The 20,031-nt window shown below is 72.3% G+C and carries 17 protein-coding genes, 2 tRNA genes and 1 riboswitch; of the genes, 7 read left to right on the top strand and 12 right to left on the bottom strand.

Translation table 11 applies throughout. The features are described from left to right. Window positions 1–32: 32 nt before the first annotated feature. From ABD841_RS15020 to ABD841_RS15010, 3 genes are all read left to right on the top strand, one after another. Window positions 33–1,238 (top strand): DUF3631 domain-containing protein, encoded by a 1,206-nt coding sequence (locus ABD841_RS15020; protein ID WP_344971754.1) that lies wholly within the window; start codon window positions 33–35, stop codon window positions 1,236–1,238. A 174-nt stretch (window positions 1,239–1,412) separates the two neighbouring features. After that, window positions 1,413–1,604, top strand: coding sequence for a helix-turn-helix transcriptional regulator (locus ABD841_RS15015; RefSeq protein WP_344971752.1), 192 nt, complete (start codon window positions 1,413–1,415; stop codon window positions 1,602–1,604). Beyond that, window positions 1,604–3,013: a tyrosine-type recombinase/integrase gene (locus tag ABD841_RS15010; protein ID WP_344971750.1), complete on the top strand. Its 1,410-nt coding sequence runs from the start codon at window positions 1,604–1,606 to the stop codon at window positions 3,011–3,013. The genes ABD841_RS15015 and ABD841_RS15010 overlap by 1 nt, the downstream gene beginning before the upstream one ends. A 130-nt stretch (window positions 3,014–3,143) precedes the next feature. Here ABD841_RS15010 and ABD841_RS15005 read toward each other — a convergent pair. Beyond that, window positions 3,144–3,217 (bottom strand) — tRNA-Ile (locus ABD841_RS15005). Between the two features lie 163 nt (window positions 3,218–3,380). Here ABD841_RS15005 and galK point away from each other — a divergent pair. Next, the gene (galK, locus tag ABD841_RS15000; RefSeq protein ID WP_344971748.1) at window positions 3,381–4,499 is read left to right on the top strand and encodes a galactokinase; all 1,119 of its coding nucleotides are present in this window, start codon (window positions 3,381–3,383) and stop codon (window positions 4,497–4,499) included. A gap of 218 nt (window positions 4,500–4,717) precedes the next feature. Here galK and ABD841_RS14995 read toward each other — a convergent pair whose 3' ends face one another. Beyond that, a complete protein-coding gene (locus ABD841_RS14995) occupies window positions 4,718–5,293 on the bottom strand; it encodes a MarR family winged helix-turn-helix transcriptional regulator (protein ID WP_344971746.1) in 576 nt (191 codons plus the stop codon). 278 nt (window positions 5,294–5,571) lie between these two features. Between ABD841_RS14995 and ABD841_RS14990 the strand changes: the two genes are divergently transcribed. After that, entirely contained in the window at window positions 5,572–6,858 is a 1,287-nt protein-coding gene (locus tag ABD841_RS14990; protein ID WP_344971744.1) for an MFS transporter, read from the top strand. 214 nt (window positions 6,859–7,072) lie between these two features. On the opposite strand, the gene ABD841_RS14985 is transcribed toward ABD841_RS14990, so the two are convergent. Then, complete coding sequence (locus ABD841_RS14985; RefSeq protein WP_344971742.1) at window positions 7,073–8,827, bottom strand: FAD/NAD(P)-binding protein; 1,755 nt, start codon at window positions 8,825–8,827, stop codon at window positions 7,073–7,075. A gap of 264 nt (window positions 8,828–9,091) precedes the next feature. After that, window positions 9,092–9,203, bottom strand: a riboswitch (SAM riboswitch). Between the two features lie 53 nt (window positions 9,204–9,256). On the opposite strand from ABD841_RS14985, the gene ABD841_RS14980 reads away from it, so the two are divergent. Further along, the gene (locus ABD841_RS14980; protein WP_344971740.1) at window positions 9,257–9,760 is read left to right on the top strand and encodes a DUF402 domain-containing protein; all 504 of its coding nucleotides are present in this window, start codon (window positions 9,257–9,259) and stop codon (window positions 9,758–9,760) included. 45 nt (window positions 9,761–9,805) lie between these two features. Here the strand turns inward: ABD841_RS14980 and ABD841_RS14975 are convergent, their stop codons facing one another. From ABD841_RS14975 to ABD841_RS14945, 7 genes are all read right to left on the bottom strand, one after another. Further along, on the bottom strand, window positions 9,806–10,867 hold the full coding sequence (locus tag ABD841_RS14975) for a TIGR04500 family putative peptide maturation system protein (protein WP_344971738.1): 1,062 nt from the start codon (window positions 10,865–10,867) through the stop codon (window positions 9,806–9,808). Window positions 10,868–10,869: 2 nt separating this feature from the next. Next, the gene (locus tag ABD841_RS14970) at window positions 10,870–11,859 is read right to left on the bottom strand and encodes an MvdC/MvdD family ATP grasp protein (protein ID WP_344971737.1); all 990 of its coding nucleotides are present in this window, start codon (window positions 11,857–11,859) and stop codon (window positions 10,870–10,872) included. Window positions 11,860–11,992: 133 nt separating this feature from the next. Beyond that, window positions 11,993–12,151, bottom strand: a complete 159-nt coding sequence (locus ABD841_RS14965; protein ID WP_344971735.1) for a hypothetical protein — start codon at window positions 12,149–12,151, stop codon at window positions 11,993–11,995. Between the two features lie 219 nt (window positions 12,152–12,370). Then, window positions 12,371–14,536 (bottom strand): peptidase domain-containing ABC transporter, encoded by a 2,166-nt coding sequence (locus tag ABD841_RS14960; protein WP_344971733.1) that lies wholly within the window; start codon window positions 14,534–14,536, stop codon window positions 12,371–12,373. A gap of 201 nt (window positions 14,537–14,737) precedes the next feature. Next, entirely contained in the window at window positions 14,738–15,511 is a 774-nt protein-coding gene (locus ABD841_RS14955) for an enoyl-CoA hydratase (protein WP_344971731.1), read from the bottom strand. Window positions 15,512–15,878: 367 nt separating this feature from the next. Continuing rightward, the gene (locus ABD841_RS14950; RefSeq protein WP_344971729.1) at window positions 15,879–17,000 is read right to left on the bottom strand and encodes a nitric oxide synthase oxygenase; all 1,122 of its coding nucleotides are present in this window, start codon (window positions 16,998–17,000) and stop codon (window positions 15,879–15,881) included. Between the two features lie 344 nt (window positions 17,001–17,344). Further along, a tRNA-Asn gene (locus ABD841_RS14945) sits at window positions 17,345–17,420 on the bottom strand. 175 nt (window positions 17,421–17,595) lie between these two features. On the opposite strand from ABD841_RS14945, the gene ABD841_RS14940 reads away from it, so the two are divergent. After that, complete coding sequence (locus ABD841_RS14940) at window positions 17,596–17,907, top strand: YtxH domain-containing protein (RefSeq protein WP_344971727.1); 312 nt, start codon at window positions 17,596–17,598, stop codon at window positions 17,905–17,907. A gap of 315 nt (window positions 17,908–18,222) precedes the next feature. Here the strand turns inward: ABD841_RS14940 and ABD841_RS14935 are convergent, their stop codons facing one another. Together ABD841_RS14935 and ABD841_RS14930 are read right to left on the bottom strand one after the other, a co-directional pair. Then, window positions 18,223–18,684: a hypothetical protein gene (locus ABD841_RS14935; RefSeq protein WP_344971725.1), complete on the bottom strand. Its 462-nt coding sequence runs from the start codon at window positions 18,682–18,684 to the stop codon at window positions 18,223–18,225. A 9-nt stretch (window positions 18,685–18,693) separates the two neighbouring features. Beyond that, window positions 18,694–19,989 (bottom strand): MGH1-like glycoside hydrolase domain-containing protein, encoded by a 1,296-nt coding sequence (locus tag ABD841_RS14930; RefSeq protein WP_344971723.1) that lies wholly within the window; start codon window positions 19,987–19,989, stop codon window positions 18,694–18,696. Window positions 19,990–20,031: the final 42 nt, after the last annotated feature.

The raw sequence follows: 20,031 nt of genomic DNA, 5'->3' as shown, positions 1-20,031 counted from the left end.
CCACCACCACCGAACCTCACGGAGCCGAGCCCATGCCCGCACCCGATAACCACGGCGCCACCCTGCTGGACGCCCTGCTGACCGCGCTGACCCGCTACGTCATCCTGCCGACCCCCGAGGCAGCGCACGCGGTCGCCCTGTGGATCGCCGCCACCCACGCCCAGCCCGCGTGGGCGCACGCGCCCCGGCTGGTGATCCGCGCCCCGGAAAAGCGGTGCGGCAAGTCCCGGCTGCTGGACGTGGTGGAGGCCACCTGCCACGAGCCGTTCATCACCGTCAACTCCACTCCGGCCGCGGTCTACCGCTCCATCAGCGATGACCCGCCCACCATGCTCGTCGACGAAGCGGACACGATTTTCGGCCCCAAGGCGGACGGCAACGAGGATCTGCGCGGGCTGCTGAACGCCGGGCATCAGCGCAACCGGCCGGCCAAGCGCTACGACGCCAACACCAACCGGGTGGAGTCCATCCCGACGTTCGCGATGGCCGCGCTCGCCGGGATCGGCGCGATGCCCGACACCATCGAAGACCGCGCCGTGGTGGTGCGGATGCGCCGCCGCGGCCCCGGCGAAACCGTCGCCCCCTACCGGCACAGGCGCGACCGCCCCCCGTTGCGGCAGCTGGCCGCCGACCTGTCGGCGTGGCTGCGCGCCGACCTGGCCACCCTGGAAGCCGCCGAACCCGCCATGCCGGTCGAAGACCGCGCCGCCGACACCTGGGAACCCCTGGTCGCGGTGGCCGACCACGCCGGCGGGCACTGGCCCGACCGCGCCCGCGCCGCCATCCTGGCCCTGACCGCCGAAGCCGACGAGTCCGGCCAGCCCTCCCCGCGGGTGCGGCTGCTGGCCGACTGCCGCCCCGCCTTCGGCACCGATGCCGCCCTGCCCACCGCGACCCTGCTGGACCGCCTCAAGGCCGACCCCGAGGCCCCGTGGGCCGACTACGGGCCGGCCGGGCTGACCGCGATGAAACTCGGCGCGCTCCTGCGCGAGTACGACATCCGGTCCACCACGATCCGCTTTCCCCCGCCCATCGGGCAGGCCAAGGGGTACCTGCGCGCCGACTTCGCCGACGCCTGGGCACGCTACTGCCCCGCCCCGGACAGGGCGGGCAACGACGCTCCGCCGGCCGCTGAAGCCGGGGATGTGCTGCCCTTCCCCGGGGGGAGCCGTCCCAGCCGTACCAGCCTCAACAGCGCAGGTCAGACGCGGTACGGCTTGCCGCCTGGTACGGCTTGAGCCGTACCACCGACAAAGCCGTACCAGCCCTGAACAGCCAAAACAAGGCTGGTACGGCTGGTACGGCTACCCCCCTCACAACCGCCCCCCACGCGCCACGAAACAGCCCCTCCGCGCCTCGACACCGAGGCCTCCCCATCACCGATCACGGAACCCGGAAGGACTCGCACGCCCATGGCCACGGCCGGAAGCAAGCCCCTGACCGTCGCCGAGTTCTGCGCCGAACTCGGCATCTCCCGCTCCACCTTCTACGACTGGCGGGCCAAGGGCCGCGCCCCGCGCTGCCTCAAGCTGCCCAACGGCGACCTTCGCATCCGCCGGGCCGACTACGAGCGCTGGCTGACCAGCTTGGAGGACGCCGCCTGATGAACACCACCTACAACGTTCGCGTCTACAAGACCGAGGTCCGTAGGAACAAGGACGGCAAGGTGACGTCCTATCGGGTGCTGTGGCAAACCGACGGAAAGACCTGGAAGAAACCCTTCCCGAAGGAAGCGCAAGCGGACGCTTACCGGAGTTCTCTGGTGATGGCCGCTCGTGACGGCGAGGCGTTCAGCCTGTCCACCGGCGAGCCCGTTTCGTGGAAGCGCGCAAAGAACGCCGAAATGAGCTGGTACGACTTCGCATGCAAGTTCGTAGACATGAAGTGGAAGGCGTCGTCGGCGACCTACCGACAGGACATCGCGAGAGCACTCACCGCTGCCACCCCTGCCATGTTCTCCAGCGGGCAGGGCAAGCCGACCGACAAAGAGCTACGGCACGCGCTGAAGCGTTGGGCGTTCAACACCAAGCAGCGTGAGGAGGCGGCCGGCGACGTGGCCACCGCTTTGCGCTGGCTCGCGGCCAACACCAAGCCCGTGTCCGCGCTCGCCGACACGGAGACTGTGCGCAGCTTGCTGGACACCGCTACGACTCGCCTCGATGGCAAGAGGGCCGCGACAAGCACCGTCCTGCGGAACAAGACCATCTTGCAAAACGCCCTTGACTACGCGGTGGAGCTCAAACTCCTGACGGGGAATCCGATCAAAGGTCTGAAGTGGAAGCGTCCCCAGGCCTCTTACGAGGTGGACCGCCGGAGTGTCGTCAACCACGCCCAGGCGCGGGCGTTGCTGGCCGCCGTCGCGGCTCAGGAACCGAGCGGCAAGCGCCTGGCGGCGTTCTTCGCGGTCATGTATTACGCCGGTCTGCGTCCAGAGGAGGCGGTCAACCTCCACACGTACAACGTCGCCCTCCCGCCCCTGGTCGAGAACCGGGAGACGGGGCAGATGGAGGAGCCGCCGGATGGTTGGGGAGAGCTGAGCTTCGCTGAGGCGGCCCCCTTCGCCGGCCGGGAGTGGACCGACGACGGGGCGCTCCGCGAGGTGCGCTCGCTCAAGCACCGTCCGGACGGGCACACCCGCACCGTGCCGTGTCTGCCGGAGCTGACGAGGATTCTCCGCGCTCACCTCGTGGAGTTCGGTGACGGCCCCGGAAGGCGGCTGTTCTACGGGGTCCGGGGTGGAGAGCTGCCCACCATCACCTACCGGCGAGCGTGGGCCGCGGCTCGTGAGAAGGCGCTCACTCCTGCGGAGGCCGCCTCGCCACTGGCCAAGCGGGTCTACGACTTGCGGCACGCGTGCGTCTCGACGTGGCTCAACGCGGGGGTGCCCGCGCCCCAGGTCGCCGAGTGGGCGGGACACAGTGTGGATGTTCTGCTTCGGATCTACGCCAAGTGCATCGTGGGTCAGGACGAGGCAGCCCGGCGTCGGATCTCCGACGCGCTCAGGGAGACATGATCCCGTGGGAAGGCATTGGGAAGAGCCAGCCGCAAACGATCGCTGACAGCCGTAGACAGCCGGACACGGCGAGAGCGCCCCTGGCCGGGAACGCGCAGGTCAGGGGCGCTTTTCAGGTGGTCACAAGGGGTAGGGCGGGCGGGACTCGAACCCGCGACCCAGGGATTATGAGTCCCCTGCTCTAACCGGCTGAGCTACCGCCCCTCGTGTACGCCGTACTGCGGCATTCAACCAAAGGTACGTGCTGTTCGCACATCCGCCGGGCGGGACGGGTTCAAGATGTGACCTTGGCGGGGGGAACACCCCGGAACCGGTGCCCGGTTGACTCGCTACCCTACTGTAGGACCTTGTTGAGGAGTGTTGGATCATGCGCGTTGTTGAAGCTTTCCAGGAGTCGTACGGCGCGGAGCCCGCAGGGGTGTGGCACGCTCCGGGGCGGGTCAACCTGATCGGGGAGCACACCGACTACAACGACGGGTTCGTGCTGCCGTTCGCGGTGCCGTGGGGGGTCACCGCGGCGGTCTCGCCGCGCGAGGACGGGGTGGTCCGGCTCCGGTCGCTGCAGGCGGGCGCGCCCGTGACCGTGGAGTCCCTGGACGGCGCCGAGGGCTGGGCCCGTTACGCGGTCGGGGTGTTCTGGGTGCTGCGTGCGGCCGGGCACCGGGTCGGGGGCGCGGACATCGTGATCGACGGGGACGTGCCCCAGGGGGCGGGGCTGTCGTCGAGCGCGGCGCTGGAGGTGGCGGTCGGTACGGCTCTCAACGAGCTGTACGGCCTGGGCCTGTCCAAGATGGAGGTCGCCCTCGCCGCGCAGAAGGCCGAGAACGACTTCGTGGGCATGCCGTGCGGAATCATGGACCAGGCGGCCTCGGCTCTCTCGCAGGAGGGCCAGGCCCTGTTCATGGACTGCCGGAGCCTCGGCACCAGGAACATCCCGTTCGACCTGGCGCAGCACGGCCTCCAGCTGCTGATCATCAATACCGGGGTGCACCACGAGCTCGCCGACGGGCAGTACGCCCGCCGCCGGCGGGACTGCGAGAGCGCCGCCAAGCGTCTGGGTGTCGACGCGCTGCGCGACGTCACCGACCTGGCGGGAGCCCTGGCGAAACTGAGCGGCGACGAGCGCAAGCGCGTCCAGCATGTCGTGACGGAGAACCACCGGGTCGAGGCGGTGATCGGGTTGCTGCGGGCCGGGGCGGTACGGGAGATCGGGGGGCTGCTGAACGCCTCGCACCTGTCGCTGCGCGACCAGTACGAGGTGTCGTGCGCGGAGCTGGACGTGGCCGTGGAGTCGGCGATCCGGGGCGGCGCCCGCGGAGCGCGGATGACCGGCGGCGGGTTCGGCGGGTCGGCGATCGCGCTGGTGGCCGACGACCGGGTGGAGTCGGTGAAGGAGTCGGTCACCCGCGCCTACGCCGAGCGTGGCTGGGCCGCGCCGGAGATCTACCCGGCGACCCCGGCGGCGGGAGCCCGCCGGTTGATCTGAAGGGACGGACCTCCCTCCCCGCCGCCCGACGGCCACCAGCGCCTCATCCGGCCCCGTAACCGAGTCCGGCCGCGGAACCGGCCCCGGCCGGGGCCGACGCCACGCGCCGGGCCGGGCCGGGCCGGCAGGATGCCACCACGTGCCTCCCCGGCGGGAGGCACCGCCGGCACGTCACGCGCGCCGTGCCGGCGGGTCGCCGTCACCGGGGCATCGTCCGGTCAGGAGGGCGGCGACCCGTTCCCGGAGTCGACGGCCGGTCTCCGGTCACCCGTCGGCCAGTCGTGCATCAGGGGCGGGCCGTCCCGCTCCGCGCCCAGCACCAGGCGGCGCAGGAGATCGTCGAGCAGTTCGAGCTCGCCGGGGTCGAGGGGGGCGAGCAGCGCCCGTTCCGTCTGGTCGCCCTTGGCCATCCGGTCCTCCCACACCGCGCGCCCGGCGTCGGTCAGCGCGACGAGCAGGCGGCGGCGGTCGCCGGGGTCGTGGGCGCGTTCGATGTATCCGGCTCGCTCCAGCCGGTCCAGCCGGTTGGTCATCGTGGCCGGGTGGGTGTCCAGCCACTCGGCCAGCAGGGACGGCGCCACCCGGTAGGGCGGCCCGGCCGCGACCAGGTAGTGGATCACCTGGTACTCCCAGTGCTTGAGCCCGCCCGCCGCCAGCCAGGCCTCCTTGTCGCGATTGAGCACGCGCACGAGCATCTGCATGCGCGTGGTGATCCCCTCGATCCGGGGGTCGAGGTCGGACAGTTCGCGCGACCAGTGCGCGATGTGCCGGTCGATGGAGTCCTGCTCGGCCATGTCCACAGGGTAACGGCCGTCCCGGCGGCGCCCGCTCCCACGCCCCGCCGTTCCACACTCCGCCCCCCTCCTACGCCCCGCCGCCCCACGCCCCGCCGTTCCACACTCCGCCCCCACACTCCGCCGCTTCAGGCCCCGTTGCGACGGCTCTCCCCTTCCGCCCCCGCGTCAGCTGTTTTCTCCGACCGCCTCCCACACCCCGAGAGAATCCTCTCCCCCACGAAGATCAATTCTTTATACGGATGCATATATTTTGATTTCGTAGTAACTTCTCGCGCATGTCCTCCGTCAGAGATCTCTGGGCGCCCCTCCGCGACCACCGTTTTCTCCTGCTCTGGAGCGGTCAGGCGCTCTCACACGTCGGCGACGCCGTCACGTCGGTCGCCCTTGCCCTGGCGATCGTGACGGCGACCGGTTCGGCCACCGACCTCGGCGTGGTCCTGGCCGCCCAGTCGGTCGCCACGGTGGCGCTGATGCTCCCCGGCGGGGTCTGGGCCGACCGCCTCCCCCGGCACCGCTTGATGCTGAGCACGGACGTGGTTCGCGGGCTCACCCACGCGGTCATGGGCATCGAGCTGATCACCGGCACGGTGAACATCGTCCATCTGGCGGCGCTGGCCGCGCTCTCCGGCGCGGCGTCGGCGTTCTTCCTGCCCGCCTCGACCGGTCTGGTGCCCGCCACCGTGGCGCCGGAGCACCTGCCCCGGGCCAACGCGCTCATGGCGATCGCCCAGCGCGGGTCCATGCTGCTCGGCCCGGGCATCGCGACCGCCGTGGCGCTGACCGCCGGACCGGGGTGGGCGCTGCTGCTGGACGCCGCGACGTTCGCGATCAGCGCCGTGCTGCTGGGGCGGCTCCGGCTCGCGCCGATCCCGGCCGCGCCGCACGAACGGTTCGCCGCGCAGCTCGCCGAGGGCTGGTCGGAGCTGCGCCGCCACCGGTGGTACTGGACGAACCTGATCGGCCACGCCCTGTGGAACCTGGGCCGCTGCGCGCTGGTCACGATCGGCCCGGTGATCGCCGTCGGGAGCCTCGGCGGCGAGCTGGCCTGGGGGACGATCGTGCAGGGCGGCACGATCGGTGCCCTGTGCGGGGCGCTCCTGGCTCTGCGGTCCAGGTCGCGCAGGCCCCTCGTCGCGGCCAACCTGGCCTTGGCGCTCGGCGCGCTGCCGCTGGCCCTGCTCGCCGCCGGGGCGTCCGCACCGGTCGTCGCGGTGGCGTACGGGATGATGACCGGCGGCCTGGCGTTCATGGCGCCGCTGTGGGAGACCGCGGTGCAGGAGCACATCCCGGCCGAGGCGATCTCCCGGGTGTCCGCCTACGACTGGATGCTCTCCCTCGGGCTGATGCCCTTCGGCATGGCCCTGGCCGGGCCGCTGGCCACCGTGGTGGGCACGGGCGCCACCCTGTACGGCGCGGCGGCGGTGATCGCGGTCTCCTGCCTGGGGGTTCTGCTCCTGCCCGATGTCCGCAGCCTCGGCCGGTCCCCGGTGGACGCCCCGGCCCCCTCCCCGGCGGACGCCCCCGACCGGCATCCGGTGACGGAGCCGGTCGAGCCCCGCTGAAGGGTGACACCCGGCGGCGGCCAGCCCCCGCCGCCGGGTGGGTACGAGGGCGCTCACGTCCCGGTCCGGGTGTCGCAAGCGCTGTGGGGAGTGCCGGAGACCGGCTCAAGGGTGAGGTGATCCAGGTGACGCCGGTGCCGTGGGGATCTGGCCGGCGGGCGCGTGGAGCGGGAGCGGCGGCTTCGTTCTCCTTCCAGCGGGTGTTCCGGGTGGGTCAGGCGACGTGGTGGAGGCGGGCGCCGACGGCCTCGGACAGCACGATCCGGGCAAGGGCGTCGGCATGGCGGAAGAGCGGGGCGTTGAGACCGGGCCGGGCGAAGCCGCCGGTGGCCCAGCCGCCCACGGCCCAGGGGCCGAAGGCGAACCTGCGGGGGTGGGGGGCGCCGGTCCGGTCGAGCACGCGACGGTCGGCCGGACGCACCCGGAGCAGGCCGAACTCCTCGTCGGCCTCGCCCCGCCCGTGGAGCGCGGTGATCAGCGGGTCGACGGCCCTGCTCACGCTGGGCGCGGGCAGCCGGGCCTCGATCAGCGTCCCGGCTCGGACGCCGCCGGGCGCGCTGGCGCTCTGCGCCCACCAGTGCCCGTCGTGGTGCTCGACCCGCAGGTCGGCGCCGAGGAAGGTGATCACCCCGGCCCTGGCCAGGGCACGCAGCTCTTCCAGGCGGGGACCGGGCGGGCCGCTGGCGATGGAGCTGAAGAAGCCGTGGAACCAGGGGTCGGAGATGCCCAGCTCGGCCAGGACGCCGTAGACGGAGAGCAGCCCGAGGATCATGGCGTGGTCGGCGCTGTGTTCCGGGTCGGAGCGCCGGGCCAGGTCGACCGAGAGGTAGCCGTGCATCCACTTCTGCAGCCCGGCCGCGTCGCCGAACCGGATGCCCTCCAGCGGCCGGTCCAGCCGGTCGAAGTCCAGCCGGTCCAGGTGGCGGGGAACGGCCGCGCGGATCAGCTTGCGCATCCCGGCGCTGCGCCATTCCTCGGCGGCGAAGGCCTCCTCGAACTCCGGCCAGGTGAGGCGGGACCGCTTGGGGTGGGCGGTGATCAGCTCGTGGTAGTAGGCGAAGGCCAGCTCCTTGGCGACCAGCGGCCAGACGTCCCTGCGGAAGTGCCACGGCCCCTCGCCCAGTGCCTCGGCGGTGAGGAAGCGGGGCACCGGCGGGCGGATCCCTTCGACGGGGTAGCCGGTCTTGGCGTGGTACGGCACGCCGCGGCGCGATCCGACGTGGAGCAGCGGCTCCCGCCCGCTGGGCAGGTAGACCAGCTCGCCGTCGTACTCGCGGGTGAAGCGCCCGCCCCGGCCGGAGGTGAGCAGCACCATCAGGTCGACGAAGGCCAGCCCCATGCCGCGTACGATCACCGGTTCGCCGCCGGGGATCCCGTCCAGGTCGAGGTCGGCCGTGTAGCCGGTGGGCAGGTAGCGCAGCCCGCTGCGCGCGGCCTGGACGGCCAGGGCGCTCTCCTCCCGGGTCGGGGTCACGTCGCCGTGCCCCTGGGTCAGGATCACCGCGTCGGCCTCGATGGTCCGGCCGTCCTCCAGCCGGACCGCCTGGCCGCCGGGGATGTCGGCCAGGTCGAGCGCGCGGGTGGCGTGCAGGTGCACCCGGACCCCGCGGGGAGCCGTCCGCACCGCGTGCTGGAAGACGTGCGACAGGTACTCGTTGTGGACCGGCCGGGGGGCGAACCTGCCGGGGTCGCCGCCGAGCCACTGGGCCAGCGACGGCCCGGGCCGGATCGGCCCCTCGCAGCGGACCGACTCGTCGGTGAAGAGCGTCACGTCGGCGGCCGCGGAGTTCATCCAGAGCAGATCGGGCTGGTCCCGGCGCCAGACCCGGCCGCCGCCCGGGGGGTGCGGGTCGACGACGTGGATGTCCAGCGACGGCCAGCCGAGCAGGTCGGGCGCGTTGGCGCAGATCCGCTCCACCAGGCAGGTGCCCGTCGGTCCGGCGCCGACGACGGCGATCGAGGCGGTCATGCGGCGGCTCTGCGGTAGGGCTCGTCACGGTGGAAACGGTGGAACTCACCCCAGTGGGGCTCGCCCCGGTGGGACTCGCCACAATGGAGCTCGCCCCGACGGGACTGACCACGGTAGGGCTCACCCCGGTGGAACTCGCCCCGGTGGGACTCACCGCGGCAGGACTCGTTCCGGCCGGCGCGGCGCGGCGCGGCGGGACTCGCGTGGTGCAGTGTGATCTCCGACATGTGGTGCTCCCGTGCATGCCTCGGTGACCCCGCGAGGGGTCCGCGCTTGCGGCACGCCCACCGTGCCGCCAGGTCTCCCCCGGGGCACCCCGCCGCGGTGCGAGGGTTGCCGGTCAGCCAGCCGGGGCTTCACACTGACGCTCTTAACCTATTTAGAAGGTAGGAAATACATAGATCTCTGTCAAGCCTTATCGTCGTGGACATGTCACACGAGATCGTGAGAGTGGTCTACCGCAAGTACGACGGATCCCTCCACTGGCACCACCGCGCCCTGCTCCTCGGGGAGGACGAGCACGGCGTCTGGACCGGCTGCGTGGCCGGTTCCAGCGGCCACAAGGGGGACGGGCCCGCGGTCGTCTGGCCCTACGCGTTCGTGATCCTTTTCCCCCGCGACGGCTGGTGGACGGCGACCTTCAACGCCGCTCCGAACAAGGCCGAGATCTACTGCGACATCTCCACCGTGCCGCGGTGGAGCGCCGGCGAGGTCACCATGGTCGACCTGGATCTCGACGTGATCCGCATGCGCAGGGACGGCCGGGTCTTCCTGGACGACGAGGACGAGTTCGAGGAGCACCAGATCCGGTACGCCTACCCGCCCGACGTCATCGAGAACGCCCGTGCCACCGCCGACCGGCTGCTGGAGGCCGTCAAGGACGGCACCGCCCCCTTCGGAGCCGCCCCCCGCTGGCTCACTCTGGTCACCTGAGCCCGCCCGCCGTCCGGCGAAGCCCGGGTCCGGCCCCCGGCGCCCCTATCGGGCGCCGGGGGCGTTCCCCAGTGCCGCGTTGAGAGCCTCGGTACGGGTCGCCGTTCCCCAGAACCACTCGATGACGGCCTCCCGACGCCGGTCGGCCAGCCACTCGTCGAAAAGCCGCTCCTCGATCAGAGCGCGGGTGGCGTCGTCGAGGACCGCCGGCCGGACCTGAAGCACGCGCACGACGGCGAAGCCGTCCTCGAGAGGGAAGGGACCGAGCACGTCCCCCTCCGCGGCCGCCACGGCGGGAAGGTCGCGGCGGCGCACCCCTTCCATCCGGCAGACCGCCGCGTCGGCGAGCACCTCCCCCCTGGCCAGAGCCACGGGGTCCGCGGCATCACGCAGCCGCGGGAGCGCGTCCCGCGCGGCTTCCGCTTCGGCGTACTGCAACCGCAGGACGTGCAGCCTGTCGAACTCGTCGCGGCAGGCGTCGAAGGCGGCTTCCACGCGCCCGGCCACGATCCGCCGGCGCAGACGCCTCGCCGCGGCCTGCTCGGTGACCAGTTCCTCCAGAGCGGCGAGACCGAGCCCGCGCTGCGCCATCCATTCCCGGGTGGCCCGTACAGTGAGCAGGCCCCGCGCGCGGCGGAAGGCGTCCGTCGCCTCCTGGAGCTCCTCGTCCGTGAGAGCCACCGGCCAGCCGGAGGTCTCCTCCTCCACCAGCTGGGCGTTGACCAGCCTTTCGGCCAGCCGGGCGTCCTCCCATAGCACGTCCAGGATGGAGATCACCCGCTCCATTTTCAGGTCGATCCCGTTGACCCGGACGACGACCTGGTCCCCCGACGGCTGGCTGCCGCGCAGCGGCCAGGGGAGAACCGCGCCGGAGGCGAGGGCCAGCGAGACCGTGCCGTCGGCCGTCTTGATCAGCAGATCGTAGTGGCAGGACCCGTCGGCGGCCTCGCGTCGCCACACCAGCCTCATCGGCACATCCGGGTACCGGTCGTGGACGGCGGCCAAGTGTTCCCTGGCCTCGCGGGGCTGGAGGCCGGCCGCGTCCCGGAGGTGGGCGAGGGCATCGGCGAACAGGGCGTCGGGGAGCCGATCGGACGGGACGAGCATGGTCAGGCTCCTTCAAGGAGGATGTCGCGGACGGCCTCGCTGATCGGCAGGCCGGTGAGGTGCTCGATCCACAGCCACTGGCCGTTGGGGTTGATCTCCAGGAAGACGTAGCGGCCGTCGGGGGTGACGATCAGGTCCATCGCGCCGTACCGCAGCCCCAGACGGTCCGTCAGCGCCAGGCAGCGAGCGGCGACCTCGTCGGGCAGACGGTGGATCCGGTGCGGGGTGACGTGCGTGTCGTACCGCCTCCAGTCGAGTCGGGCGCGGTTCGAGACCTGGGAGTGGATCTCCGCGGCGAAGATCTGCCGGCCCACGACGGTGACGCGCAGCTCGACCCGCTTGGGTATCTGCTCCTGCACGATGACGGGGCAGAACCGCAGCGCGTCCGTGTGGGCCAGGTCGCGGGCGGTGACCGGCTCGCAGGCCCGGCTCACCGTGATCCCGCCTCCGACGCCCTCCACCCACGGGATGTCCAGCGGTTTGGTGACGATGCGGCCGTCGTGACGGTCGTGGAAGTCGAGGAACGCCTCCTCGCTCGTGGTGATCACGGTTTCCGGGATCCGGAAGCCGAGCTCGGCGGCGAGGGCGAGCTGGTAGGGCTTGTGCCCGGCCCTCCGGAAGGTCGACTCGCGCGCCGGAAGCTGCGGGCAGCGCAGATGCTCCCACAGGCCGGCCAGGAGGCTGTGGCACTCCTTGACGGTGTATCGGGCGATCGCCTCGTCGGTGAGGGCGGGGTCCGGGACGATGGGCGTCGGCCGGCGCCACCACAGGGCCGTGAGGGCGTCCAGGTCGAGGATCTCGCCGTTGGTGTGCAGGCGTCGGCGGACCGCGCCGTCCACGTAGCGCAGGTCCACCCGTGAGGTGCTCTGGAAGTGCTCGGGACTGAACACGGTGACCCGTGCCCCGCGTTCGGAGAGAAGCTCGCAGACACGCGCGGCGTGCGCGTCATCCTTGAGGTCGTACGTGAGAACGAGGACGTGGGGGGAGGGCAACGGGATTCCTTCGTCGCAGGTTCCGGGATGCCGGGTGCGGGAGCACCAGCCGGGCGCGGGAGCCCAACCGGATACGGGAGCCCCGGCCGGGCGTGGAAGTCCCGGCCGGGTGCTCCCGCACCGGTGGGCGGCCTCAGAAGGTCCAGATGACTCCGTCGACCTTGCAGACGCCGCCGATGGAGGTGCCGTAGGGTTCCACCCCGGCGCCGCTGATGCCGAGGAGCCGGGCCTCGTCCAGCTCCTCCCCGTCGGGGGCGATGTCGGCGAGAACGGTACGGGAAACGTCGCTCATGGTGAGCCTTCCTTCTCGGGATCTCGGTTGTCCCCGGACCACCATGCGGCGAGGCGTTTGCATCCCGATTGGAGCTTTCGCACGTGGCGGATCACCAGGGCGAACCGGTCGCGCATTGCGTCCCGTTAGGAACTTCTAGGAACCCCGCGCGGTCCATGTGCCGGATCCCGGGAGGCCGGGAAGGTTCCCGCGGCCGCACCACGCGGTGGGGCCCGCGGATCACCCCGGGTCGGTCGCGAGAACGTCCTGCGCGCGCGCCAGCCGGGCGTAGTACCCCTGGGCTGCCAGGAGTTCCCCGTGGCTGCCCGCCTCGACGATCCGCCCGCCGTCCATCACGAGGATGAGGTCGGCGTCCCGTACGGTGCTCAACCGGTGGGCGATCACGACGCGTGTCTGGTCGAGCCCGGTCAGGGCGGCCTCGATCGCCGCCTCGGTGGCGGTGTCGAGATGGCTGGTCGCCTCGTCGAGCAGCAGGATCTTCGGCCGGGCGAGCAGGGCGCGGGCCAGGGCGACGCGCTGGCGCTGCCCCCCGGACAGCCCGCCGCCCTCGACCAGCACGGTGTGGTACCCCATGGGCATGGCCGCGATCTCCTCGTGCACGCAGGCCAGCGTCGCCGCCGCCACGATCTCCTCCATCGAGGCGTCGGGCGCGTTGAGGGCGATGTTCTCGGCGATCGTCCCGCTGAACAGCACGGGTTCCTGAGGGACCACCCCGAACTGGCGGCGCAGCGCGCCGGGATCGAAGCGGGAGGCGGGCACGCCGTCGTAGTGGATCTCACCTTCGGAGGGCGGGAGGAGGCCGAGCAGCAACCGGGCCAGGGTGCTCTTGCCCGAGCCCGACCGCCCCACCAGGGCGACCTTCTGCCCGGGTGCCACCTCCACGGTGACGCCCCGCACGATCCAGTTCCCCGCGGAGGTGTAGCGGAAGCCGACGTCGTCGAGCCGGACACCGCCGCGCGGGGAGACGGTGACCGGGTCCGCGGGAGCGGCCTCGGGTTCCACCCGCCAGATGTCGGCCAGGCGTTCGACGTGTGGCCGTGCCCCCTGCAGGGCGTGCAGGCCGTCGACGAGCGAGCCCAGGGGTGCCAGGGCCGCGGCGGCCAGCGCCTGCAGGGCGAGCATCGCTCCCAGGGTGAGGTCGCCGTCGACGACCTGCAGGGCGCCGACCCATACCAGCGTCAGAGGCGCGGCGAAGCGCAGGGCGCCGAGCGCGACCTGCTGCATCCCCTGGGCCCGGCCGCTGCGCGAGGCGTGTGCCATGTGGGTCGCCAGCAGTTTCCCCCAACGGTGCTGGACACGCGGCTCGGAGCCGGAGGCCTTCACGCTCTCGATGCCGCGGATGGCCTCGATGAGATGGCCCTGGACGTCGCTGCGCACGCTTGCCTCCCGGTGCGCCAAGGCGTTGACGCGCCGGCCGGTGGCCACCAGCAGGCCGATCTGGACCAGGGCGAAGGCCAGCAGGCAACCGCCGATCAGCGGGCTCCGCACGGTGACCATGAGCAGGTATCCCACGGCGAGCGGGACGTCCAGCAGCGCGAGAAGCGCCTGGCTGGTGAGGATCTCCCGGATCAGCACGGTGCCCATGATCCGGTTGGCCAGGTCCGCCGAGCCGCGCAGGGCGAAGAACCGGTACGGCGCGGCCAGCAGGCGTGTCCCCGTACTGCGCATGAGGTCCACGTCGGCTCCCACCCTCAGGGTCACGAGCGCCGTCATCCGCAGGAGCCCGACGACGGCGTACGCGCCGAACGCCGCCGCCACCCCCAGCCCGAGAGCTGTGACCAGTCCGGTCTCTCGGGCGAGGACCACCCGGTCCACGAGGAGTTCGGTGAGGAACGGCAGGATGAGACCGAATGCCTGGAGAACGAGGCTCACGAGCAGCAGCGACGCCACCAGCCCGCGGCGGTGGCCGAAGGCCGTCCGGGCGAACTGCCGCCACCAGCGGCCGTGGCCGTCGTCGAAGCGCCCGCGCCGGAACCCCGGTCCCGGCTCGAAGGCGAAAACGACCCCGCTGAAGGACTCGGCGAACTCCTCGTCCGTCATCCGCTGGCGCCCGTCCCCCGGATCGACGATCCTGATCCGGCCGGGCCGGCCGTCCTCCACCACGACGAAGTGTCTGGCCCGCCAGTACGCGATCGCCGGCGTGGGAATCTGGGGAAGGGCCGCGGCGCCGATGGAGAACGCCCTGGTGGTCAGCCCGTACCGGCGGGCGGCCCGGACCAGGCTCAGCGCGGTCACGCCGTCACGTCCGACGTCCAGCCCGTCGGCGACCGCGCGCACGGTGGTGTGGTGCCCGTGCGCCGCGAGGATCATGGCCAGGCAGGCGGCCCCGCACTCGGTCGAGGTGTGCTGGAGTTTGATGGGGACTTTCGCGCGTTTGAACGTCACGAATTCCGCAGTGTTCTCCAGACCCCTTGGATCCGGTTTGGAAGCCGGCCGCCGTGGCGGCCCGGCGCGGGTCCGGCCGCGGCGGTCACCGCGTCCCGATACCGACGGCACGGACCGCCGGGCCGCACCCGGGCTCCACCGCCGGGCCGCACCCGGGCCGCTCCGCCGGGCCGATCACGCGATCCCGGGTGAGTCCGCCCCCTACAGCGGCGGGAAGTTCGGCGGGCGGCGCTCGACGAAGCTGGCGACGCCCTCGGCGAAGTCGGGCCGGGCGAAGGACTCCACCATCAGGCGCGTCGCGGCGGACTCGGCCGCCTCCAGGCCCCGCTCCCAGTCGCCCCAGACCTGGCGCTTGATCACCGCCATCGAGGCCGGGGAGCTGTACGCCGCGAGCTCCCGGGCGTAGGCCAGGGCCTCCTCCAGCAGCCGTTCCCCCGGCACCGACCGGCTCGCCAGACCCAGCTCGACGGCCTCGGCCCCGGTGAAGGTACGGCCGGACAGCAGCAGGTCCATCGCCTTCGCCTGGCCGGCCAGCCGGGGCAGGATCCACGACAGGCCGTACTCGGCGATCAGGCCGCGCCGGGCGAAGGCGGTGGTCCACTTGGCCTCGGCCGCGGTGAAGACCAGGTCGCAGACCAGGGCGTGGACCAGGCCGAGGCCGGCGCAGGCGCCGTTGACCGCCGCGATGAGCGGCTTGCGGATCGTGGTCGGGAAGGTGGTGGGGCGCGGGTCGGGCTCGCTCTCGTAGGAGCCGTCCTGGATGGCGTTGAGCGTCTGGAAGTCAGCCCCGGCGCAGAAGCCCCTGCCCGCCCCGGTGACGACGATCACCCGCACCTCGGGGTCCTTCTCGGCCTCGGCCAGCAGGTCGAAGTAGCGTCGCCCCATGGCGTCGGTCCAGGCGTTGAGCCGGTCGGGCCGGTTGAACGTCAGCGTCAGCACACCCTGTTCGGTGGACGACAGCACCAGGTCGAGCATCCCGACCCCCTCCCGGGAGCCCCGCCTTCCGCGGGGGCGTCCCCGCCCGGGCACTCCTCGGCCGGAGTGCCACAGAACATAGTTCTACACCTTTTCCTCCTTGGGCGACAGCATGTGGGAGCGGACGAGATCCTCGAGCTCGGCCGCGAAGCGGTCCCGGGGGCGGTGGCGGGCCGGGCCGGGGCGGCCCCGAGGGGCCGTGGTGGCCGGGGCCGGACGGCTTGGCGTCCGGCCCCGGCAGCGGCCCCGGCTGCGGCAGCGGCTGCGGCTGCGGCTGCGGCTGCGGCTGCGGCTGCGGCGGGACCCTGGATGCGCCCCACCGGGAGGCGGGTCACCGCCACGTGCAGCGCCACCGCGTTTCCCTGAATCAGTCCCCCGTCGCAGTCCGGTGACCGAGTGCTCGCTCCAGGGAGTCGGGGTGGTGGACGAAGGCCGGCGAGAGCCGCACGTCGTCGTAGTAGCGGTGGAAGACCGGCGTGACCGAGGCCGACATGGGCGGCACGATCCACGTCCAGTCCGCCGGGCAGACCCGCCCGGCCTTCTCCTCGCGCTCCAGATGGGTCAGGAAACGGCGGGCCTCGGTGTGGTGGTCGGTGATCGTCACCCCCGCCCGCCCGAAGGAGTGCAGGACCGCCACATTCAGCTCCACCAGGGCGCGGTCGCGCCAGAGCGAACGCTCGGTACCGGTGTCCAGGCCCAGGCGCCGGGCGACCGGCGGCGTCAGGTCGTAGCGGTCGGCGTCGGCCAGATTGCGGGCGCCGATCTCGGTGCCCATGTACCACCCGTTGAACGGCGCCGCCCGGTAGCAGACACCGCCGACCTCCAGGCACATGTTGGAGATGGCGGGTACGGCGTGCCAGCGTAACCCCAGCTCCTCGAACCACGGGTAGGAGGGGTGCGAGAGCGCGACCTCCAGCACGGCGTCACCGGGGATCGTCGAGAGCAGCGGTGGCCCGTCGCCCATCGAGATCACCAGGGGAAGCACGTCGAAGGGGCTCCCCGGCCCGCCCGGCCAGCCGAGCTTGCCCACCATCGTGGTGAAGTCGGCGTAGCGGGGGTCGCCGACGATCGAGCCGTCGTCCATGGCGTACCCGGCGTACCGGATGAGCTGCTCGTTCCAGATCCGCGGGCCCGGTGCCCCGGGGCGGTCCTGGGCGAACACGGTGATCGTCGGACGGATCCGGCGGCCGGGCGCGGCTTCCCGCAGGTGGTTGACGCACTCGACGGCGACGCCCTCGGGCGTGTCGACGTGCCGCCGGTCGCGCACGCGCAGCGAACGCCAGTAGAGCCGCCCGATGCACCGGCCGCTGTTACGCCAGGCCACCCTGGCGCCGAACGTCAGCTCACCGACGGTGTGGGTGTACGTCCCCGTCTGCGTGATCTCCTCGCGTACCTCACGCAGACGCGAGCGCAGGTCCCCCGCGCCGGGGTTCTCCGCGTGGAACAACCTCAGGTACTCCTCGGCCACCGCCATGTCGGCGGGGGGCACTACGTGCTCCTGCGCCTCCTCGTGGACAGCGTGCACCGGTTCCGGCGCATGCCACCGGGACTTCCGCCAGGTCAGCACTGCAACAACCACCCATATGTGGCTCACGGGCACGGCGACCGTTCCGGGCGGTGCGGTGCCCTGAACACAGTGGCCCTTCCCCACTGCGATCGGTGTGGTCCGCGGCGACCACGCACCGGGTCGTCCGCCCCCGGGTCACGCGGTGCGATCGGAGGGGAACCGGGCGTGGCGCCCCTTATTTTCTGTGATTCACCGTGTTTTGTCCCCGAAATCGGGACAGGAGACGCCGAAGGCCCCGGGAGCGATGCTCCCGGGGCCTTCCGAACTGGCTCCCGCGATAGGACTCGAACCTATAACCTGCCGGTTAACAGCCGGCTGCTCTGCCGATTGAGCTACACGGGATCGTGCGTTTGCGCTGCTCGGAGAGGTTTTCTCCCTGTTCCTCGCGGCGCATGACTAGATTAGCGCACTCGGGGGGTGCGTGTCGCATCGATACTCCGGGGTAGGTGCGAGTCGACCGGCACTCCGCGGATGATGAGGAACCGAGGTCCGGCGGAGCCGGCTTGTGGAGGTGGACATGCGTTATCGACTGATGTTCGGGGTGGGGCTCGCGATCGGCTACATCCTGGGAAGCCGTGCCGGCCGGGAAAGGTACGAGCAGATCAAACGGATGGCCCAGCGGGTGTCCGACAACCCCTCCGTCCAGGAGGCGGCCGGTCTCGTGGGGGCCAAGGTCTCCCAGGCGACCGGCGTGGCCAGAACCAAGGTGAGCGACGTGGCGAAGCACCGGCTGCCGTTCATGCGCTCGCACGACAGCTGGCAGGCCGAGAAGCACGATGAGACGGGCACCGGCTGGCCGGAGGGGCAGAAGACCACCGCCCCCTACTGACCGGTTCCGGCGGGCTTCTCCGGCGCGCGCCGCGGAGCCCGCTCGGGACCACCGCCGAGAGGCCCCTCCGGGGGCCTCTCGCATGCGCGGCCGGGTCCCCGCCCGGATCCCCGTCCCGGAGCCGCGCTTCGGAAGCCGCGCGCTTCGGAAGCCGCGCGGAAGCCCGGCCGGATCCGGGAGACCACGCCGGGTCCCCGCGCCGGAGGCCGCGCGGGGCGGGTGACCGCCTCGATCGGGGACGAAGTGCCGCCGGACGCCGAAACCGCGGTGTGTCCTCCCCGCTCACGGTGCCGGACGGTGCCCGGGGCGGCGCCGTCAGACGCCGAAGCTGCGGCGTGTCTCCTCCAGTGCCTGCTCGGCGAGGGCCCGCAGGCCCGGATCGTCCGAGTCGAGGCCCGCGTCGAAGACGAACTCCCACACCAGCCGATCGGCCTCCGCTCTCCTCGCCACCAGCCGCACTCCCCCGCGCGCGTCCAGCGGGACATACTGGTTGACCACGATCGAGGCGGTCACCCGCTCCCGCACGGCCTCCGGGACCCGGCCGGGCTCGGGCAGCCGCGCCCGGTGCGACCGGCCGTCCGTGGTGACGACCGTCAGGCCCTCCTCGTCCCAGGAGCCGCGATCCACCTGGAACCAGGGCATGCGGGTCCCGCCCAGATAGAGCGCCCGGTCGGCGGCGATCACGTAGCCGTCCGGGCCCTCGGCGTAGGTGAGCACCCGGTCGGCCGGGTCGACCGCCGCGCGGACCTCGGCGGGCATGCGGTTGAAGAGCTTCATGCCCCCACGCTATCCGGCGCCGTCCGCGAGGAGATCGAGGGTGAGCGCGGCCGACCAGGAGAAGTCCCGGCTGCCCCGGCCGCTGCCGTCGAAGGGGTCGAAGCACTCGCGGAAGCCCGCCTGCCGCACCAGGCGCAGGGTGCAGGTGCCCAGTACCTGGGCCAGTGCCGTCAGGCCGTGCACGGTCGCGGCCCGCCGCAGCAGCCAGTTGGTGTTCACCCAGGACGGCCCACGCCAGTAGCGGGACCGGTCGAACTCCTGGGCGCGGATCTCACAGCTCGGCACCGGGTATCCGGCGGCGCCCATGAAGCGGGGCGACTCCAGCACCCGCACCAGCTCCGCCACCCGCTCGGCGGGCAGTCCCGGGTCGAGCAGCGGCCCGAAGGAGCCCACCGTGCACACCGGGACGAGCCGCCCGCCCCGCAGGTCCCGGGCGTGGAAGGCGCCGTCGGTCCAGAGCCGGTCCAGCAGCGCGGCCCGGATGCGCTCCGCCCGCTCCCGGTGCGGCCCCGGATCGGCGCCCGCCACCGGGGCCAGCTCGGCGAGGGCCTGGCAGGAGGCGAGCCAGATCCCGTTGAACATCGGGTCCTCGACCGCGAACGGGTGCTCCTGCCTCAGGTACGCGGGGTCGTAGCCCGAGTCCCGGTAGCGCAGGGCCAGCCAGACGTACCGGTCGTGGTGGCTGTCGGGATGGCGTTCGGGCAGCCCGTCGCGCCGGTAGGCGTAACGGACCGGGGCCAGGGCGGCGAGCGGGGCGTCCCAGGCGGGGCTGTCGTCCATCCCGGACTCCCACGGGTGCACGATCGCGGCCAGCCCGCCCCCGCCGAGGTCCCGGGTCGCGGCGAGGTAGTCGTGCTGGGCGACCAGCATCGGGTAGAGGCGCCGGACGAGGGCGGTGGCCGTGTCGTGGTCCGCCGCGTGCCGCCACACCCACCACAGCGCCAGCGCGTGCAGCGGCGGCTGGGTCAGCCCGGAGGTGCACACGCCGTTGGGCGAGTCCGGATGGTCCTGGGAGCGCCAGACGGAGGGGCCGGGGAAGTAGGCCTCGGCGTGGGCGGGGCGGAAGACGATGTGCGGCACCATCCCGGTGCGCCACTGCCCCGCCAGCAGGCTGACCAGCTCGGCCCCGGCCCTGCGGGTGTCCCAGCGGGCCAGGCCGATCGCGACGAAGGTGGAGTCCCAGTTCCACTGGTGGGGGTAGAGCCCGGGTGCGGGCACGGTGACGGACCCTGTCCAGTTCGCCTCAAGCACGGACCAGGCCTCACGCCCGAGAGCGGCGTCGTCCACCGCCGCTCGCGCCTCCATCCGCCCAGTCTGCGCCTCTATCGACCAAGAAAACAGTCCCTT

The organism is Streptosporangium fragile, assembly GCF_039534445.1.
GTDB lineage: Bacteria > Actinomycetota > Actinomycetes > Streptosporangiales > Streptosporangiaceae > Streptosporangium > Streptosporangium fragile.
Note: the sequence above shows the minus strand (reverse complement) of the source record. Positions and strands in the feature narration are given on the sequence as shown.

What these genes read in the sequence shown, in the direction of transcription:
- ABD841_RS14980 (WP_344971740.1), top strand. Translation starts at nt 9,257, where the DNA reads ATGTCACACGAGATCGTGAGAGTGGTCTACCGCAAGTACGACGGATCC.
- ABD841_RS14965 (WP_344971735.1), bottom strand. Translation starts at nt 12,151, where the DNA reads ATGAGCGACGTTTCCCGTACCGTTCTCGCCGACATCGCCCCCGACGGG.
- ABD841_RS15010 (WP_344971750.1), top strand. Translation starts at nt 1,604, where the DNA reads ATGAACACCACCTACAACGTTCGCGTCTACAAGACCGAGGTCCGTAGG.
- ABD841_RS14985 (WP_344971742.1), bottom strand. Translation starts at nt 8,827, where the DNA reads ATGACCGCCTCGATCGCCGTCGTCGGCGCCGGACCGACGGGCACCTGC.
- ABD841_RS14930 (WP_344971723.1), bottom strand. Translation starts at nt 19,989, where the DNA reads ATGGAGGCGCGAGCGGCGGTGGACGACGCCGCTCTCGGGCGTGAGGCC.
- ABD841_RS14975 (WP_344971738.1), bottom strand. Translation starts at nt 10,867, where the DNA reads ATGCTCGTCCCGTCCGATCGGCTCCCCGACGCCCTGTTCGCCGATGCC.
- ABD841_RS14990 (WP_344971744.1), top strand. Translation starts at nt 5,572, where the DNA reads ATGTCCTCCGTCAGAGATCTCTGGGCGCCCCTCCGCGACCACCGTTTT.
- ABD841_RS14995 (WP_344971746.1), bottom strand. Translation starts at nt 5,293, where the DNA reads ATGGCCGAGCAGGACTCCATCGACCGGCACATCGCGCACTGGTCGCGC.
- ABD841_RS15015 (WP_344971752.1), top strand. Translation starts at nt 1,413, where the DNA reads ATGGCCACGGCCGGAAGCAAGCCCCTGACCGTCGCCGAGTTCTGCGCC.
- galK (WP_344971748.1), top strand. Translation starts at nt 3,381, where the DNA reads ATGCGCGTTGTTGAAGCTTTCCAGGAGTCGTACGGCGCGGAGCCCGCA.
- ABD841_RS14935 (WP_344971725.1), bottom strand. Translation starts at nt 18,684, where the DNA reads ATGAAGCTCTTCAACCGCATGCCCGCCGAGGTCCGCGCGGCGGTCGAC.
- ABD841_RS15020 (WP_344971754.1), top strand. Translation starts at nt 33, where the DNA reads ATGCCCGCACCCGATAACCACGGCGCCACCCTGCTGGACGCCCTGCTG.
- ABD841_RS14940 (WP_344971727.1), top strand. Translation starts at nt 17,596, where the DNA reads ATGCGTTATCGACTGATGTTCGGGGTGGGGCTCGCGATCGGCTACATC.
- ABD841_RS14955 (WP_344971731.1), bottom strand. Translation starts at nt 15,511, where the DNA reads ATGCTCGACCTGGTGCTGTCGTCCACCGAACAGGGTGTGCTGACGCTG.